The organism is Streptomyces sp. NPDC002793 (assembly GCF_040295485.1).
Taxonomy (GTDB): domain Bacteria; phylum Actinomycetota; class Actinomycetes; order Streptomycetales; family Streptomycetaceae; genus Streptomyces.
Genome location: NZ_JBEOVL010000001.1, coordinates 253,585 through 270,718 on the forward strand (window position 1 = coordinate 253,585; position 17,134 = coordinate 270,718).

14 protein-coding genes and 2 pseudogenes are annotated in these 17,134 nt (G+C 70.0%); 11 read left to right on the plus strand and 5 right to left on the minus strand.

Translation table 11 applies throughout. The features are described from left to right. Window positions 1-40 precede the first annotated feature (40 nt). The 4 genes from ABT001_RS01140 (at window position 41) to ABT001_RS01155 (ending at window position 4,390) form a co-directional block, all read left to right on the plus strand. Window positions 41-760, plus strand: coding sequence for a GOLPH3/VPS74 family protein (locus ABT001_RS01140; RefSeq protein WP_351270438.1), 720 nt, complete (start codon window positions 41-43; stop codon window positions 758-760). Window positions 761-998: 238 nt separating this feature from the next. After that, window positions 999-1,856 (plus strand): helix-turn-helix domain-containing protein, encoded by an 858-nt coding sequence (locus ABT001_RS01145; protein ID WP_351270441.1) that lies wholly within the window; start codon window positions 999-1,001, stop codon window positions 1,854-1,856. 189 nt (window positions 1,857-2,045) lie between these two features. Continuing rightward, on the plus strand, window positions 2,046-2,252 hold the full coding sequence (locus ABT001_RS01150) for a DUF397 domain-containing protein (RefSeq protein WP_351270444.1): 207 nt from the start codon (window positions 2,046-2,048) through the stop codon (window positions 2,250-2,252). Window positions 2,253-2,812: 560 nt separating this feature from the next. Continuing rightward, window positions 2,813-4,390, plus strand: coding sequence for a sodium:solute symporter family protein (locus ABT001_RS01155; protein WP_351270447.1), 1,578 nt, complete (start codon window positions 2,813-2,815; stop codon window positions 4,388-4,390). Window positions 4,391-4,471: 81 nt separating this feature from the next. On the opposite strand, the gene ABT001_RS01160 is transcribed toward ABT001_RS01155, so the two are convergent. Together ABT001_RS01160 and ABT001_RS01165 are read right to left on the minus strand one after the other, a co-directional pair. Then, entirely contained in the window at window positions 4,472-5,587 is a 1,116-nt protein-coding gene (locus ABT001_RS01160; protein WP_351270449.1) for an ADP-ribosylglycohydrolase family protein, read from the minus strand. Window positions 5,588-5,781: 194 nt separating this feature from the next. Further along, entirely contained in the window at window positions 5,782-6,255 is a 474-nt protein-coding gene (locus ABT001_RS01165; protein ID WP_351270452.1) for a carboxymuconolactone decarboxylase family protein, read from the minus strand. 99 nt (window positions 6,256-6,354) lie between these two features. On the opposite strand from ABT001_RS01165, the pseudogene ABT001_RS01170 reads away from it, so the two are divergent. Next, window positions 6,355-6,435: pseudogene (locus tag ABT001_RS01170) on the plus strand (dehydrogenase); the annotation flags it as partial. Window positions 6,436-6,486: 51 nt separating this feature from the next. On the opposite strand, the pseudogene ABT001_RS01175 reads toward ABT001_RS01170, so the two are convergent. Then, a pseudogene (locus ABT001_RS01175) lies at window positions 6,487-7,357 on the minus strand (hypothetical protein). Window positions 7,358-7,555: 198 nt separating this feature from the next. Beyond that, window positions 7,556-10,132, minus strand: coding sequence for a bifunctional FO biosynthesis protein CofGH (locus ABT001_RS01180; RefSeq protein ID WP_351270454.1), 2,577 nt, complete (start codon window positions 10,130-10,132; stop codon window positions 7,556-7,558). Window positions 10,133-10,252: 120 nt separating this feature from the next. On the opposite strand from ABT001_RS01180, the gene ABT001_RS01185 reads away from it, so the two are divergent. Beyond that, complete coding sequence (locus ABT001_RS01185) at window positions 10,253-10,933, plus strand: HAD family hydrolase (protein ID WP_351270736.1); 681 nt, start codon at window positions 10,253-10,255, stop codon at window positions 10,931-10,933. Window positions 10,934-10,954: 21 nt separating this feature from the next. On the opposite strand, the gene ABT001_RS01190 is transcribed toward ABT001_RS01185, so the two are convergent. Next, window positions 10,955-11,695 (minus strand): FadR/GntR family transcriptional regulator, encoded by a 741-nt coding sequence (locus ABT001_RS01190; RefSeq protein ID WP_351270456.1) that lies wholly within the window; start codon window positions 11,693-11,695, stop codon window positions 10,955-10,957. 245 nt (window positions 11,696-11,940) lie between these two features. Between ABT001_RS01190 and ABT001_RS01195 the strand changes: the two genes are divergently transcribed. Genes ABT001_RS01195 through ABT001_RS01215 form a run of 5 tightly spaced genes read left to right on the plus strand, consistent with a single transcriptional unit; the run spans window position 11,941 to window position 17,132 of the window. Beyond that, entirely contained in the window at window positions 11,941-13,302 is a 1,362-nt protein-coding gene (locus ABT001_RS01195; protein WP_351270458.1) for an MFS transporter, read from the plus strand. Beyond that, window positions 13,302-15,038, plus strand: a complete 1,737-nt coding sequence (locus ABT001_RS01200; RefSeq protein ID WP_351270461.1) for a dihydroxyacetone kinase family protein — start codon at window positions 13,302-13,304, stop codon at window positions 15,036-15,038. Before ABT001_RS01195 ends, ABT001_RS01200 begins: the two co-directional genes overlap by 1 nt. After that, entirely contained in the window at window positions 15,038-15,538 is a 501-nt protein-coding gene (locus ABT001_RS01205; protein WP_351270463.1) for a ribose-5-phosphate isomerase, read from the plus strand. The genes ABT001_RS01200 and ABT001_RS01205 overlap by 1 nt, the downstream gene beginning before the upstream one ends. Continuing rightward, window positions 15,538-16,353, plus strand: a complete 816-nt coding sequence (locus tag ABT001_RS01210) for a triose-phosphate isomerase family protein (RefSeq protein WP_351270466.1) — start codon at window positions 15,538-15,540, stop codon at window positions 16,351-16,353. The genes ABT001_RS01205 and ABT001_RS01210 overlap by 1 nt, the downstream gene beginning before the upstream one ends. Next, window positions 16,338-17,132 (plus strand): sugar phosphate isomerase/epimerase family protein, encoded by a 795-nt coding sequence (locus ABT001_RS01215; protein ID WP_351270469.1) that lies wholly within the window; start codon window positions 16,338-16,340, stop codon window positions 17,130-17,132. Before ABT001_RS01210 ends, ABT001_RS01215 begins: the two co-directional genes overlap by 16 nt. The last annotated feature ends 2 nt before the right edge of the window (window positions 17,133-17,134 follow it).

Here is a 17,134-nt window from a genome sequence, read left to right on the forward strand (position 1 = left end):
GAGGGGTCACCCTGTCACTCATCCACGCGGGGAGGCATGGATGGGCAGGAGCCGCAGAACAATTCCGGAGGAGCTTCTGCTGCTCGCTCTGGACCCGACCACGGGTACCACAGCGCAGCCGCAGTCGCTCGACCTCGGCCTGGCCGGGGCACAGCTAGTAGAGCTGGCTCTGGCAGGACGGATAGCCCCTGACGGGGATCGTATCGCCGTGGTGATGCCACGGCCGACAGGAGATCCGACTCTGGACTCCGCACTGGAACTGCTGCGCCGTCGTGGCAGTCCGGTTCGGGCGGTCCACTGGATCGGCGGGCCCCGATTGGGACTTCGCCAGATCTATCTCGCTCATCTGGAGCGGTGCGGCATGGTTCACGCCGTGGCGGGCCAGATGTGCGGGGTGCTGCCGACGACTCGCTACCAGGCGACGGACACGGCAATCAGCCGGGACATCAGAACCCGGCTGGACAGTGCGATCCGCACCGGCGTACCGCCGGACCCGCGGACCGCGGCGCTCGCCGCACTGGCCCACGCGGTCGGACTCGGCAAGCACCTGTACCCCGGGAACGAGGGGCGCTCATCGCGCTCCCGGCTCCGGGACCTGATCAGACACGACCCGATGGGCGGTCTCGTGGCGCATGCCGTGATGGACGTCCAGAACGGTGTGGCCGTCCAGCCACGCCGTAACCAGCAGACGGCGAGCGTGCCGTTGCAGCCGCAAGCACAGACGCGTCGCGGCAGCATGGCGCACACCTCCGTCCACTGACAGCACGACCGCGCGGTCACTTGCGCGGAGCACCGAATACCGCCGCACCGACGTCCCCATGACCCGGTTCGGGAGCCGCACCAAGCGCGGGGCAGCCGGATCCACCGGCTGCCCCGCGCTCTTGCGTGCGGTGATTGCGTGTGGTCATTTCCCAGCGCGCCCGGGGGCCCGGGTGGCAATCTGCTGAACAGCAGATACGCACAGCTACAAAAGCTGCATAGCCGGAGGTGCCGTTCCCGTGCCGACCAACGTCAATCCCACCGTCAGGCGACGCCGGTTGGGTCAGGAATTGCGCCGCCTCCGCGAGATCAAGGGCATGACGGCCGAAGAGGTGGCGGAGCGCCTGCTGGTCTCGCAGTCGAAGATCAGCCGCCTGGAGAACGGCCGTCGCTCCATCAGCCAGCGCGACGTCCGCGATCTCTGCGGGGTGTACGAGGTCGAGGACCACCGTGTCGTCGACTCGCTGATGCAGATGGCGAAGGACTCACGCCAGCAGGGCTGGTGGCACGCCTTCGGCGACATCCCGTACAGCGTGTACATCGGGCTGGAAACCGACGCCGAGTCCCTCCGGGTGTACGAACCCCAGGTCGTTCCAGGGCTGCTGCAGACCCGGAGTTACTCGGAGGCCCTGATCACCGGCGCACTGCCCGAGGCGCCGCCGTCCGACATCGAGAAGCGGGTGAACGTCCGGGCCCGCCGCCAGGACCGCGTGAACGCTCCCGAGCACCCGCTGCGCCTGTGGGCCGTCATCGACGAGTCCGCGCTGCGCCGGCGCGTGGGCGGCAACCAGGTCATGATCGAACAGCTCGAGCACCTCGTCGAACAGTCCCAGCTGCCTCATGTGACCGTGCAGGTACTGCCCTTCGACATGGGGGCGCACCCCGGCATCAACGGTCAGTACGCCATCCTGGAATTTCCCGACGCCGCGGACTCCAGCGTCGTCTACATCGAAGGGGTCACCAGCGACCTCTACCTGGAGAAGGCGAACGACGTACAGCGCTACAGCGTCATGTACGAGCACCTGCGGGCCCAGGCGTTGAACGTGGACCAGACCCGCCACTTCATCAGCGAGATCGCCAAGGATTACGCCCCCTGACACCGCTCGTGGACGAGGTGGGGGCGGGAAGATACACCGCCGCCACCTCGCAGCGGAAGACCCGCATGGGATATGCCATCCGGTCGAGTGAACGGCCTCACCAACAAGCCACGTTGGCGAGTAGCGTCGATCACGCCAACAGGAACGAAGTTGGTGCCACTCACATCAACTCTCTGAACCGGAGTGAAAATGGCCATTCTTCAGGGTGCTACGGATAACTGGACGAAGTCGTCGTACTCCGGCGGCAACGGCGCGTGCGTCGAAGTGAAGTCGCCCGTCACGCAGGCCATCGCCGTGCGGGACTCGAAGGCGCCCGAGGGCCCTTCGCTCTCCTTCGTGTCCGGAGCGTGGAACACCTTCGTGCGTGACGTCGCGTCGGGTTCGGTCACCGCCTGACCGTCACGTCGACGCGCACGCGCCGCACCATGTCCGGTCATCGCGCACGACCGCCAGGAGCCCTCTCGACTGGTCCGCCGTCCTGGCCGAGGGGGCTCGGCCCACGGCCGGACCCGGCGCAGCCGTCCGACGTGCCGCACACCTCGCGCCCGCACGCCACATGACCTCAGCAGTCAGCACCGACAGCGCGTACGGCTCCGTCAGTGCACACGAATCGCGTCGTTCGACTTCCCCCTTTTCCGGCCGCACGGGACCCGCATCCCGTGCGGTCGTTCTGCGTTCTCGGGCTTCCTGCCTTGAGCCGTTCTCTGCCCAGCCTGACGAAGTGCTCGCTCATCGTGTGGCTGCGGTCACGTTCACGACAACGCCTAGCAAGGTCAAGAACAAGTAAAATCGTTCGACTTACTGACCTGTGTTCACATCTCTGATCGAGAAAACCTTGACCGTGAACCCGGCAGGCGGTTCAATCCCCCAAGTCCCGTACCCGCACGGGGCCCCGCTGAACGGCCGTACCGACGAAGCGCGTTCCCGTTCACAAGGCGGACCCCTGGAGGGGGCACATGAACAGTCTCGACTGGGCCGTGCTCATCGGATACTTCGGTGTGATGGTCGCGATCGGACTCTGGTCGCACAAGCGCGTGGACAACGTCAGCGACTTCTTCACAGCCGGCGGCAAGATGCCGTGGTGGCTGTCGGGCATCTCGCACCACATGTCCGGGTACAGCGCGGTGATGTTCACCGGCTACGCCGGCATCGCGTACCAGTACGGCGTCACGTCCTTCGTGACCTGGTCGCTGCCGATCGCCATCGGCATCGGCATCGGCGCGAAGCTCTTCGCGCCCCGGCTCAACCGGCTGCGCTCGCGACTGCACGTCGCCTCGCCGCTGGAGTACCTGAAGAACCGCTACAACGTCCCGACCCAGCAGGCCCTGGCCTGGTCCGGTCTGCTGCTGAAGATCGTGGACGTCGGTGCCAAGTGGGCCGCCATCGCCACGCTGCTCTCCGTCTTCACGGGCGCCACGCTCACCCAGGGCATCTTCATCACCGGCATCGTCACGGCCGTGTACTGCACGGTCGGCGGGCTGTGGGCCGACGCGCTCACGGAGCTGGGCCAGTTCATCATCCAGCTCTTCGCCGGTGTGGCCATGCTCGTGATCGTCCTGAGCAAGCTCGGCGGCTTCAGCGCACTGTGGACTGTCTGGGACAAGCTGCCCGAGGGTCACACGGAGCCGACGGCCGGCCCCTACACGGTGACCTTCCTGCTGGCCTACCTCTTCATCAAGACCTTCGAGTACAACGGCGGCATGTGGAACCAGGCCCAGCGCTACATGGCCACGGACTCCGCACGCTCCGCGACCCGCTCGGCCTACCTGTCCGCCGCCCTGTGGCTGGTCTGGCCGGTCGTGCTCTTCTTCCCGATGTGGGTGGCCCCGCTGCTCGTCAAGGCCGAGAAGCCCGACGCGTCGGACAGCTACGCCCTGATGACCGAGCAGCTCATGCCCCACGGGCTGCTGGGCCTGGTCGTCGTCGGCTTCTTCTCGCACACGATGGCCATGTGCTCCTCCGACGCCAACGCCATCTCGGCGGTCTTCACCCGGGACATCGCGCCGGTCCTCTCCAAGGCGGCCCGCAGCTGGAACAACCGCAGCGGACTCCTGGCCGCGCGGCTGTCCACCCTGGCGTTCCTCGGCCTGTCCATGGCGCTGGCGACCCAGATCAACTCGCCGACGTTCAAGGACATCATCTCGGTCGTCATCAAGTGGGTGGCCGGACTGATGGGCCCGATCGCCATCCCGTTCATGCTGGGCCTGCTGCGCAGGTTCCGCCGCTCCGGACCGACGGCGGCACTCGCCAGCTGGGCGGCCGGTCTGCTCGCCTTCTTCTTCACCAACTACAACCTCGACGGCTCGATGAGGACGGACGTCGCGCTGCAGTACCAAGTGGCCCTGCCACTGGCGATCTCCCTGGTGCTCTACATCGTCATCGGGTTCATCAAACCCGAGGACACCCCGGAGCGCGACGCCTTGATCGAGACGATCAACACGGAGGCCGGTGGCCCCGGAGCGTCTGCGGCAGCTGTTCCCGGTCAGCGCCCCGGCCCCGAGAGCACCGGAGTTCCGGAGGGGGTGAAGGACTGACCGCCCCGCACACAGGGGCGTACGGACGGCGGGTGGGCGCGGCGGCGCCCACCCGCCTCCGCCTTCCCCGGGCGCTCCCGCTCAGTCCCGGGGATAGCGGGCCAGCCAGCCCGGGGCGACGGCGGTCGGGCTGTGCAGGGCGGACCCCTGGGTCATCTCCATCGCGAAGTCGTCGGAGAGCTCCAGCAGGGTCGAGCGTCCCTCCAACTCCGCCAGCCACCCCGGCGGCAGCGCCGTCTCGCCGTGCAGCGCCCCGAGGAGGGCCCCGCAGACGGCCCCTGTGGCCGCCGACGGCCCGGAGTGGTTCACGGCGAGCCGCAGCCCGTGGCGTACGTCCTCGCCGACCAGTGCGCAGTACAGCGCCACGGCGAGGACCTCCTCCGCCGAGTCGGTGTCCCCGAGCGCCTCGATGAGAGCCGGCCCGGGAATCCCCTGGCGTACGGAGCCGAGTGCCTGCCGGAGCGCCTCGGCGACCTGCTCGCTGCCCGGGCGTTCGGCGAGCAGCGCGAGCGCGCGCTGCACCGAGCCGTCCAGGGTCTCGCCCCGGGCCAGCCCGTGCACCATCACGGCGAGGGCCCCGGCCGCGAGCTGAGCGGTGGCGTGGCCGTGGGTGTGGGCGGCGCACTCGACGGCCAACTGGAGGACGAGCTGGGGGTCCCAGCCGACGAGCAGCCCGAAGGGCGCGGAGCGGGTGAGCGCCGCCGAGTCCCGCGCGGCGGGGTTCTTGGGCACGGCGAGCGTGCCCATGGTGGCGTCACCGAAGCCGACCAGGCACTCCCGGGTGGGGGCACGGCGGGTGTACAGCCATTCCTCCCTGGCGAGCCAGCCGTTGTCCTTACGGCGTTCGTCGGGCCCCCAGGCACTCTGGGTGGCCGCCCAGCGCAGATGGGCACGGTGCACGTCGGTCGGCGGATGCCAGGCACCGGTGTCACGGCGGACCTGAGCCCGGATGAGCCCGTCCACGGTGAAGAGGGTGAGCTGGGTGACGGCGGTGACCGCGCCCCGTCTGCCGTGCACGGGGACGAAGTCGGCCAGTCCGTCCACACCGTGGGCGGCGCGTATCGCCTCCAGGCTGAGCCCCGAGACACCCGCCCCGAGCGCGTCCCCGATGGCCCCGCCGAGCAGGGATCCCCTCACCCGGCCGCGGAAGTCCTGCTGCTGGGCACGGCCCCAGACAGCTGTGGTCCCAGTGCTCACCGTGCCCCTTCCGTCCGGCCCGCCGTCGGTGACTGCGCAAGCACTGTAATCGAACGGTGGGGGGCGTCTCAGGGCCGGAACAGTATGTACGGACTGGTACGCGAGAGCACTTGTGCGCGGCATTCCTGATGGTTTCCGGCCCGTGCCGACCACGGCCGGGAGGGCGCCCCGGCCGCGGTGGCGAGGGGCCGGAATCAGCCGAACATGCCGGGCCGGTAGTCACCCGCCGGCTGCTGGACGAGGACGTTCAGGCGGTTGTACGCGTTGATCACGGCGATCAGGGCCACCAGCGCGACGAGCTGGTCCTCGTCGAAGTGCTCGGCCGCGTTCGCCCACACGTCGTCCGGTACGCCACCCGCGGCGTCGGCGATGCGGGTGCCCTGCTCCGCCAGCTCCAGGGCGGCACGCTCGGCGTCGGTGAAGACGGTGGCCTCGCGCCACACGGCGATCAGGTTGAGCCGGAGCGCCGTCTCGCCCGCCGCCGTGGCCTCCTTGGTGTGCATGTCGGTGCAGAACCCGCACCCGTTGATCTGACTGGCCCGGATCTTGACCAGCTCCTGGGTCGCGGCGGGCAGACCCGAGTCGGTGACCACCTTCCCGGCGGAGTTGATGTGCTTCAGGAAGGAGGCGGCGGCCTTGTTGCCGAAGAGGTTGAGACGAGCGTTCATGGTCAGCTCCTGAGCTGTTGCCGTTGCTTACACCCCTACGACGGACCAGCTCCTACGGGATGTGACACGGCTGCGTGTGACCTGGGTCTCTCCGCCGTCGGTTCCCGCCCCGACTGCTGGCGTTATCTGGTCGAGGTCGAAGGCGCCGGGAAACCGGCGGACGCGACGGGGTACCGGTGACCGTCGGTTCGTAAGCACCGTTCGGGAAGGTCGCTGCGGTCGAGGAGCCGCCTACTCCCCGGCGAAGACGTCCTCGGTGGACCGGGCGGTGGGTGCCCTCAGAAGCCAGCGGTTCAGGGTGTCGAGATCGCCGCAGGTGGTGATCCGGTCACGCGCCTCGCCCGACACGTCGACGCCTGCTTGCGCGAGGAAGAGCAGAATGCCCTGCGCAATGCCTTCCGTCCGGCCCTGGTCCCGGATTTCCTCTGCCATGAAGGACTTGTAGAAAGAGAGGTCCACGGCCACCAGGTTCCTCCACTGTTGTGCGGCCGGGCGGTTGCCCAGGCCTTGTGCGGTGAGTTCGACAAGGGGATCGGCGATGGTTTCCGGTACGTCCCGCAGAGCGGTGGACAGCGTTTTCAGTATGGCACCGATGTCCGGATCGGCGGCATGGGTGATCGCCGCCAGCGTGGTGAGCGCCAGGTCCTTGCGGGCCTCCGCGACATCGGTGATCACCGGCATGTTGTGCGGGCCGGCGACGAGCGGGCGCAGGGTGAGCGCGGGCCACTGGCGGGGGCCGATGGAGACCGGACCGGAGGCCCATTCCGCGGTAGCACGGTCCTGGCAGACGACCAGCAGCAGCGGCGGGAGCCGGTATTTCGTGTACAGGTAGGACAGTAGTAGCCCAGCTCGCCGGCTTGTCCGCGTCCTTCTTCCCTTGCGCTTCCACGGCCAGGAGAAACGGCTCATCGTTCTCCGTGTCCAGGCGCAACAGGGTGTCCACACGCCGTTCGAGTGGACGGTTTTCGGTCAGGTCGGTAGGCATCACGGTGACCGAGACAGGTGGGGCGATCGTGACCCCCAGCACTTCCGAGACCCGGGAGAACAGGCCCGGGTGCTCCTGGAAGATGCGATGCATCGCTTCGTGGGGCGAACTGACCATGCGGGACTCCTGCGAGTGGCGTGATGCTCGAAGTGCCGCGAGCACCGGTTCCGTTCTTGCCAGGAGCATATGTCCGCAGTTGTCGCCCGAAAGAGCCGGAAAGAGCCCAATCACTCATCTGAGTGACACACACAGAAGGGCAGTTGCGAGCAGTTGCTTCCGGAGCTGGCCGGGCTCCGGAAGCAGACATGTGCCCCGCTACTGCGGCAGCACCGGAAGCAGCTCCGGCAGGTGGCCGTCCGAGGCCGTCGCCGCTGTGACGCGTTCCTCCGGGACCTCGCCGTACAGCGTCGTACGCGGCTTCGCCGGCCGGCCCGCGAGGTCCGCGATGGCGACGAGGTCCTGGATCGAGCGGTACGAGCCGTAACTGGATCCCGCCATGCGGGAGATGGTCTCCTCCATCAGGGTCCCGCCCAGGTCGTTGGCGCCCGAGCGCAGCATCTCCGCCGCACCCTCCGCGCCGAGCTTCACCCAGCTGGTCTGGATGTTGGTGATGTGCGGGTGGAGCAGGAGACGGGCCATCGCGGTGACGGCACGGTTGTCGCGGTCGGTGGGGCCCGGGCGGGCGATGCCCGCCAGGTAGACCGGGGCGTTGGTGTGGATGAACGGCAGGGTCACGAACTCCGTGAAGCCGCCGGTCTCCTGCTGGAGGCGGGCCAGCGTCCTGAAGTGGCCGAGCCAGTGCCGGGGCTGGTCCACATGGCCGTACATCATCGTGGACGAGGAGCGCAGGCCCGTCTCGTGGGCCGTCCTGATGACCTTCAGCCAGTCGGCCGTCGGCAGTTTGCCCTTGGTGAGGATCCAGCGGACCTCGTCGTCCAGGATCTCCGCCGCGGTGCCGGGGATGGAATCGAGCCCGGCGTCCTTGGCGGCGGTCAGCCAGTCGCGGGTGGACATGCCGGTGCGGGACGCGCCGTTGACGACCTCCATCGGCGAGAAGGCGTGGACGTGCATGCCGGGCACGCGTTCCTTCACGGCCCGCGCGATGTCGAAGTACGCGGTGCCGGGCAGGTCCGGGTGGATGCCGCCCTGCATGCAGACCTCGACCGCGCCGACGTCCCAGGCCTGGGCGGCACGGTCGGCGACCTGGTCCAGGGAGAGGGTGTAGGCGTCGGCGTCCGTACGCCGCTGGGCGAAGGCGCAGAAACGGCAGCCGGTGTAGCAGACGTTGGTGAAGTTGATGTTCCTGGTGACGATGTAGGTGACCTCGTCACCGACCACGTCGCGGCGCAGGGTGTCCGCGATCCGGCACAGCTCGTCCAGCGCCGGTCCGTCGGCGTGCAGCAGGGCGAGCGCCTGGTCGTCGGTGAGCTTCGTGGGGTCGTCGGCGGCCTGGCTCAGGGCCTGGCGTACGTCGGCGTCGATGCGGGACGGCACCATGCCGGGGGCGGCGGCCTCGCGCAGGGCCTCCCAGTCGCCGTACACCGCGTCGAAGTCGTCGCGCCGGTCGCCGGTGCGGCCCTCGGTGTCGATGGTGCGGTGCAGGTCGGTGCGGCCGGAGGCGCTGAAGCCCTCGTCGGGCTCCTGCCAGGGCAGCCCGACCGGGATCACGCCCTCCTTGGCGAGGCCGGTGTCGGGGTCGGCGAGCGCCCGCACGTGCGGGACGAGGCGGGGGTCGAGCCAGGGCTCGCCCCGCTGGATGAACTCCGGGTAGATGGTGAGGCGTTCGCGCAGCTGGAAGCCGGACTCGGCGGTGCGGGCCGCCAGCTCGTCGATGTGCGGCCAGGGGCGCTCGGGGTTCACGTGGTCCGGGGTGAGGGGTGAGACGCCGCCCCAGTCGTCGATGCCCGCACCGATCAGCAGGGCGTATTCGGCGTCGACGAGATTCGGCGGGGCCTGGATGCGCGCCGAGGGGCCGAGGATGTGGCGGGCGACGGCGATCGCGGCGGCCAGCTCCTCCAGTTCGGCGTCCGGCATCCCGCGCATCGCGGTGTCGGGCTTGGCGCGGAAGTTCTGGACGATGACTTCCTGGATGCCGTGGTAGGCACGGGCCGTCTTGCGCAGCTCGAAGAGCGAGTCGGCGCGCTCCTCGTACGACTCGCCGATCCCGATCAGGATGCCCGTGGTGAACGGCACGTTCGACCGGCCCGCGTCCTCCAGCACCCGCAGCCGGACGGCCGGCTCCTTGTCCGGGGACCCGTGGTGCGGGCCGCCCTTCTCCGACCACAGCCGGGTCGCCGTCGTCTCCAGCATCATGCCCATGGACGGTGCGACGGGCTTGAGCCTCTGCAGGTCCGTCCACGTCATCACACCGGGGTTCAGGTGCGGCAGCAGGCCGGTCTCCTCCAGCACCCGGATCGCCATGGCGCGTACGTACGCCAGGGTGTCGTCGTACCCCTCGGCCTCCAGCCACTCCCGCGCCTCGGGCCAACGGTCCTCGGGGCGGTCGCCGAGCGTGAACAGGGCTTCCTTGCAGCCCAGTTCGGCACCCTTGCGGGCGATGTCGAGGACTTCGTCCGGGGACAGGAACATCCCGTGGCCGGCGCGCCTGAGCTTCCCCGGCACGGTGACGAAGGTGCAGTAGTGGCAGGTGTCACGGCAGAGCCGGGTCAGCGGGATGAAGACCTTGCGGGAGTACGTGATCACTCCCGGCCGCCCGGCGGCGTCGAGACCCGCGTCCCGGACCCGGGCGGCGGACGCGGCGAGGTCGGTCAGGTCGTCCCCCCGCGCCTGGAGCAGGACTGCGGCCTCGGCCACGTCGAGGGCGACGCCGTCGCGGGCCCGCCGGAGGGCGCGCCGCATGGCGTTGGTCGTGGGGCGCTGAGGATCGGTCATGACCCGAGCATACGAGCGCGTCGATCCGTACGGACCAGGGCCTCTCACCGGCGTAACCACCCCTCCGGCACTGGCGCCTTGGACGTTATGTCCGTCTTGCCCCGTAGGCTCGGAGGGGTGATGGAAACGATCGTCTTCGACATCGGAGAAACCCTCGTCCGCGACGACCGGCACTGGTCCTCGTGGGCCAACTGGCTCGGGGTCCCGCCCCACACGGTCAGCGCACTGGTCGGCGCCGCCGTCGTACAGGGCCGCGACTGCACCGACGCACTGCGCGTCCTGCGCCCCGACATGGACGTCCGCGAGGCGTACCACGCCCGTGCGGCGGCCGGGCGGGGCGAGCACCTGGACGAGACGGACCTCTACCCCGACGTGCGCCCCGCCCTGGCCGAGCTGCGCTCGCTCGGCCTGCGGGTCGTCGTGGCGGGCGACCGGACGGCCCGGGCCGGGGAACTGCTGCGGGCGCTGGACCTGCCGGCCGATCTGGTCGTCACCTCGGAGGAGTGGGGTGCGTCCAAGCCGGGTCGGGAGTTCTTCACCCGCGTGCTGGAGGTGTCGGGTGCCTCACCGGAGGCGACCCTCTACGTGGGCGACCACCCCGCCGACGACCTGTTCCCGGCGAAGTCCTCGGGGCTGCGGGCGGCCCACATCCGCCGTGGGCCGTACGGCCACTGGTGGGCGGACCACCCGGACGTCGTGGAGACGGCGGACTGGCGGATCAACGCGCTGACCGAACTGCCGGCGCTGCTGGGAGGTGCCGGGCGGCGGGAGGTCCCGGCGGCGGTGGTGGCCGGGGAGTGACCCCCGGACCCGCCCCGTCGCTCAGTCGTCGTCGCCGCTGAGCGAGAGCCTCAGCCGGTCACTCGCCAGCCTCATGTGCTCGGCCATCGCCGCGTCCGCCCCCTCGGGGTCCCCCGCCCGGATCGCGTCGAGCACGGCCCCGTGCTCGTGCAGCGTCCCGCTGACCGTGCCCTCGATGTCTCCCGCACGCTCCATCCACACCTGGAGCAGCGCCCGGATGGAGTGCAGGATGTCGCTGAGCACCGTGTTGCGCGCGATGTTCGCGGTCTCCAGGTGGAAGGCGATATCGGCGTCGATGAACGCCTTGACGTCCGTCCCCGCCTCCCGCATCCGCTCCAGGTGCGACTCGAGCCGCTCGACGTCCTCCTCGGACGCCCGGTCCGCGGCCAGCCGTGCCGACATGCCCTCCATGAAGGTGCGGACCTCGACCAGGTCCTGGGTGCGGCGCTGACCGAGCATCAGGCCCCAGTTGATGGCCCGCGGCAGGAACTCCGAGGTCCCCTCGCGGACGTACGAGCCCGAGCCGGGCCTGATCTCGATGATGCCCAGGACGTCGAGTGCGGACAGCGCCCCGCGCACGCTGGAGCGCGCGACGCCGAGGGCGTCGGCGAGCTGACGCTCGGCGGGCAGGCGCGTACCCGGCTTCAGGTTCCCCTCGGACAGGTGATCGAGGAGCCGCTTGGCCACCTCACTGACCGAGGACTCCCGTACGACGGGGCGCAGAAGTGACGTGAAATCGGGCGCTTCGGGCTGCGTGGACACGCTGACCAGTACACCAGACAGGCGGGTGGAGCCCCGGAGCGGGCGGACGATAACGCGCTCATCGGTCCAGGAGAAGAGCTCAGGGGAGCGACCTACGTCACTTTGGTAAATTGGTGACCAATTTAAGATCCAGGGCTAGCTTGGAGTTGTTCACCGGCTGGAAACACGTGCTTCAACAGTTCGATCACGCCCGCCGGAGTAGACACAGAACCGGACAGAGCGGTCCGCAAGCGAGGAGTCTCCCCATGGGCGCCACTGCACATTCAGCCATCGAGAAGTCGGCGATCAGGAAAGTCTCGATCCGGCTCGTCCCCTTCGTGGCCCTGATGTTCTTCGTGAACTACCTGGACCGCACGGCCGTCTCCTTCGCCGAGCCGAACGGCATGGGACAGGACCTCGCACTCACCGCGGCCCAGTTCGGCTTCGCCTCGGGGGTCTTCTTCGTCGGCTACATCATTCTCGAAGTGCCCAGCAACATGGCGCTGCACAAGTTCGGTGCCCGCCGCTGGCTGGCCAGGATCATGGTGAGCTGGGGCGTCGTCGCCCTCCTCTTCACCTGGGTGCAGAACAGCGAGCAGCTCTACGCGCTCCGCTTCCTGCTCGGTGTCGCCGAGGCCGGCTTCTTCCCCGGCGCCATCCTCTTCCTCAGCCAGTGGGTGCCCTCCCGGCACCGTACGAAGGTGCTCGGCCTCTTCTACCTGGCGCAGCCCCTGACCACCGTCATAGGAGCACCGCTGGCCGGCTGGTTCATCAACCAGCACGGACTCTTCGGCCTCGAGGGCTGGCGCGTGATGTTCCTGGGCGTGTCCATCCCGGCGATCCTGCTGGGCGTCGTCGCCTGGTTCTACCTCATCGACAAGCCGGCCGACGCGAAGTGGCTGAACTCGGAGGAGCGGGACTGGCTGACGAAGGAGCTCGCCGCCGAGAACGCCGGCAAGACCGGCGCGGACGAGAAGAGCAACCACGGCAAGGAGGCTCTGAAGGCCGCCTTCACCAACAGCCGCGTCTGGACCCTCGCCCTCATCTACTTCGGCTTCATCTACGGCCTGTACGCCCTCGCCTTCTTCCTGCCGACGATCATCAACGGCTTCCAGGAGCAGTTCGGCACGACGTTCAGCGTGATGGACAAGGCCCTGATCACGGCCATCCCCTATCTCCCGGCCGCGATCGTCCTCTACTTCTGGTCACGTCACGCGACCAAGCACGGCGTCCGCACGTGGCACATCGCGGGACCGGCCGTCGTCGGCGGGGTCTCCATCCCGATCGCCCTCTACATGGGTTCACCGGCCGCCACGGTCGCCGTGATCACCATCACCGCCTGTGCGATCTTTGCCGCGCTGCCGGTCTTCTGGTCCATCCCCTCGCAGTTCCTGACCGGCGCGGCAGCCGCGGCCGGTATCGCCCTGATCAACACCGCGGGCAACGTGGCCGGCTTCGCCGCCGGTTACGTCACCGGCTGGCTGAAGGACTTCAGCGGGGCCTACTACCTGCCGCTGTTCCTCGTCGGGGCCTTCATGCTCATGTCCGCCGCGCTGATGCTGTGGCTCGCCAACCGGTCCAAGGGCCGGGACGCGCACCACGGCCGGCCTCTCGCAGAGGTTCGCTGATGACCCGCCTGACCAACGACCCCGCCGCCTTCGCCGACGAAGCACTCGAAGGCTTCGTCGCCGCCCACCCCCGCAGGGTCCGCCAGGTCCCCGGCGGGGTGGTCCGGGCCACCCGCACCGCCCCCGGCCAGGTCGCCGTGGTGGTCGGCGGCGGCTCCGGCCACTACCCGGCGTTCTCCGGACTGGTCGGCCAGGGCCTCGCCCACGGCGCGGCGGTCGGCAACGTCTTCGCCTCGCCCTCCGCACACCAGGTACGCCAGGTCGCCCGTGCCGCCGAGACCGGCGGCGGGGTCCTCCTCGCCTACGGCAACTACGCGGGCGACGTCCTGCACTTCGGCCAGGCCGCCGAGCGGCTGACCGCCGAGGGCATACCCACCCGCGCGCTCGGCGTCACGGACGACATGTCCAGCGCCTCGGCCGACGAGGCCCACAAGCGCCGAGGGGTCGCCGGGGACCTGGTCGTCTTCAAGACGGCAGCGGCGGCGGCCGAGGCCGGGCAGCCCCTGGACGAGGTGACCAGGATCGCCGAACTGGCGAACGTCCGTACGCGTTCCTTCGGCGTCGCGTTCTCCGGCTGCACGCTGCCGGGCGCCGACCACCCCCTGTTCACCGTGCCCGAGGGCCGCATGGCCGTGGGGCTCGGGATCCACGGTGAGCCCGGCATGGGCGAGCGGCCGGTGCCGACCGCCGACCAGGCGGCCGAACTCCTGGTCTCCACCGTCCTCGGCGAGCTCCCCGAAGGCGTCGGCTCGCCGCGCGGACAGCGTGCCGCGGTGATCCTCAACGGCCTCGGCTCGGTGAAGTACGAGGAGCTGTTCGTCGTCTACCGCCGGGTCGCCCAGCTCCTGGACGAGGCCGGTGTGCAGACCGTGGACCCGGAGGTCGGCGAGCTGGTCACCAGCTTCGACATGGCCGGTGTCTCGCTCACCCTGTGCTGGCTCACCGACGAGCTGGAGCCCCTGTGGACGGCCCCGGCCGACGCCCCCGCCTACCGCAAGGGCGCCGTCGAGGCCGCCGACCCGTACGTCCCGGACCCCTCCGAGGAGGCGGCGGCGGACACCGTCCCGCCGGCCACCGACGCATCACGCGAGACGGCACGCACGGTGCTGACCGCACTGCGCGTCCTCAAGGACACCGTCGACCTCCACGCCGAGGAGCTCGGCCGGATCGACGCGGTCGCCGGTGACGGCGACCACGGCATCGGCATGCAGCGCGGCTCCACCGGCGCCCACGAGGCCGCGGTGCGCGCCGAGTCGCTCGGAGCCGGCGCGGAAACGCTCCTGCAACGGGCGGCCGACGCCTGGGCCGACCGCGCGGGCGGCACCTCCGGCGCCCTCTGGGGCGTCATCCTCCGGGCACTCGGCACCACGCTCGGCGACACCGAGCGGCCCACCGCCCCCGTGGTCGCCACCGGGGTCGCCCGGGCTGCGGCCGGCGTGATGGAGCTGGGAAAGGCGGAGGTCGGCGACAAGACCATGGTCGACGTCCTCGTCCCGTTCTCCTACGCGCTCACCGCCGCCGCCGAGGCCGGACAGCCCCTGGCCACCGCCTGGGACACGGCCGCGCACTCCGCGTCCGCCGCCGCCAGGGCCACCGCGGACCTGCTGCCCCGAATGGGCCGCGCCCGCCCGCACGCAGAGAAGAGCCTGGGCACTCCGGACGCCGGAGCCCACTCGCTCGCCCTGATCGTCCGCGCCGTGCACGGCGTGTTCGTACCCACACTGGAGAAGCACTGATGTCCGAAAAGCAGCCCGGCCAGCGGTCCGACAAGCTCCGCGTCGTCGTCGGCTCCGACGACGCCGGCTACGCGTACAAGGAAGCCCTCAAGAAGGACCTGGAGGCCAGCGGCCTCGTCGCCGACGTCACCGACGTGGGGGTCGACTCCGACGGGCACACCGCCTACCCGAAGGTCGCCATCGCCGCCGCCGAGATGGTCGCCCGGGGCGAGGCCGACCGTGCCCTGCTGGTCTGCGGCACGGGCCTCGGGGTGGCCATCGCCGCGAACAAGGTCAAGGGGATCCGCGCCGTCACCGCCCACGACTCCTTCTCCGTCGAGCGCGCGGTCCTCTCCAACAACGCCCAGGTCCTGACCTTCGGACAGCGCGTCGTCGGCCTGGAGCTGGCCCGCCGACTGGCCGCCGAGTGGCTGACGTACCGCTTCGACGAGGCGTCGGCGTCCGCCGCCAAGGTCGCGCTGATGGACGACTACGAGAACAAGCAGGAAGCCGCAGCCTGATGTCCGTCGCGCAGAACAACACCGGGCGGAACCGCCCCCGGGTCACGATCGGGGTGAGCCTGAAGATGTACTTCGGCCACCACGAGACCCTCAACTGGGCCCGCGCCATCGCGGATCTGGCCGCCCGGCACCCGGCCGTCACCAGCGGCACCGCCGAACTGTTCGTGCTGCCCGCCTTCCCCGCGCTCGTCCCCGTCACCGGCATCCTCGCCGGTACGGAGGTACGGACCGGGGCGCAGGACCTGGCCACCGAGGACTCCGGTCCGTACACCGGCGAGGTCAGCGGCGCCCACCTGCACGAGATCGGCGCCCGCTACGCCGAGGTCGGCCATGCCGAGCGCCGCCGGCTCTTCGGCGAGGGCGACACGGTCGTCGCCGCCAAGACGGCCGCCGCCCTGCGCAACGGGCTGACGCCGGTGCTCTGCGTCGGCGAGCTCGACCAGGTGTCCCCCTCCGAAGCCGCCGCCCGCACGGTCGCCGAGGCCGAACGCATCCTGGCCACGGCGGCCCACGACGGCCCCCTCGCCCCGGTCGTCCTCGCGTACGAACCGCAGTGGGCCATCGGCGCCCCCCGGCCCGCGTCCCCGGAGCACATCCGTACGGTCTGCGAAGCCCTCACGGCATGGCTCACCACCCAGCCCGCGCTGACCGGCAGCCGCGTGATCTACGGCGGCAGCGCCGGCCCCGGCCTGCTCACCGACCTGGGATCGGGCGTCGACGGACTGTTCCTCGGCCGCTTCGCGCACGACCCGGCAGCGGTGGAACGCATCCTCGACGAGACCAGGGAAGGAGCCGTCCCATGTCCTACGGCCTGAGCACCTACGCCTTCTTCTGGCGCATCTCGGACAAGGCCCCCCGGCCGCTCACGCTCGACGAGATGCTCGCGCAGACCCGGGAGACGGGCGGCACGGTCTTCCAGATCTGCGACTACCCGCTGATCGAGACGTACGACGACGACCAGCTCGACGCCCTGCGCGCCACGGCCGCCGGCCACGGCATCACGCTGGAGCTGGGCACCCGGGGCGTACGCACGGCACACCTCGCCACCTACCTCCGCATCGCCCGGCGCCTGGGCGTCACCCTGGTCCGCTCGATGCTGAACACGGCGGACCACCGCCCGACCGTCGCGGAGGCCACCGCCCTGCTGCGCGAGGCCGTCCCCGCCTACGCGGCGGCGGGCGTCACGCTCGGCCTGGAGACCTACGAGCAGGTCTCCACCGACGACCTGCTGTCCGTCGTACGCGGAGTGGACAGCCCCCACCTCGGCGTCGTCCTCGACCCTGGCAACAGCGTCGCCCGGCTGGAGCGCCCGGTGGACGTCGTCGAGGCCACCGCCCCCTACGTGGTGAACATCCACGTCAAGGACTTCTCCTTCTCCCGCCGCGACGGCTGGGTCGGCTTCACCTTCGCCGGCTGCCTTCTCGGCGAGGGCCTCCTCGACTACGGCCACATGACCGACACGGTCAGGCCGGACGAGCGGGGCATCAACCAGATCGTGGAGCACTGGCTCCCCTGGCAGGGCGATTTCGAGGAAACCGCCCGCCTGGAGGACCAGTGGACCCGGCACAGCATCAACACCCTTTTGAGGAGCTAGTA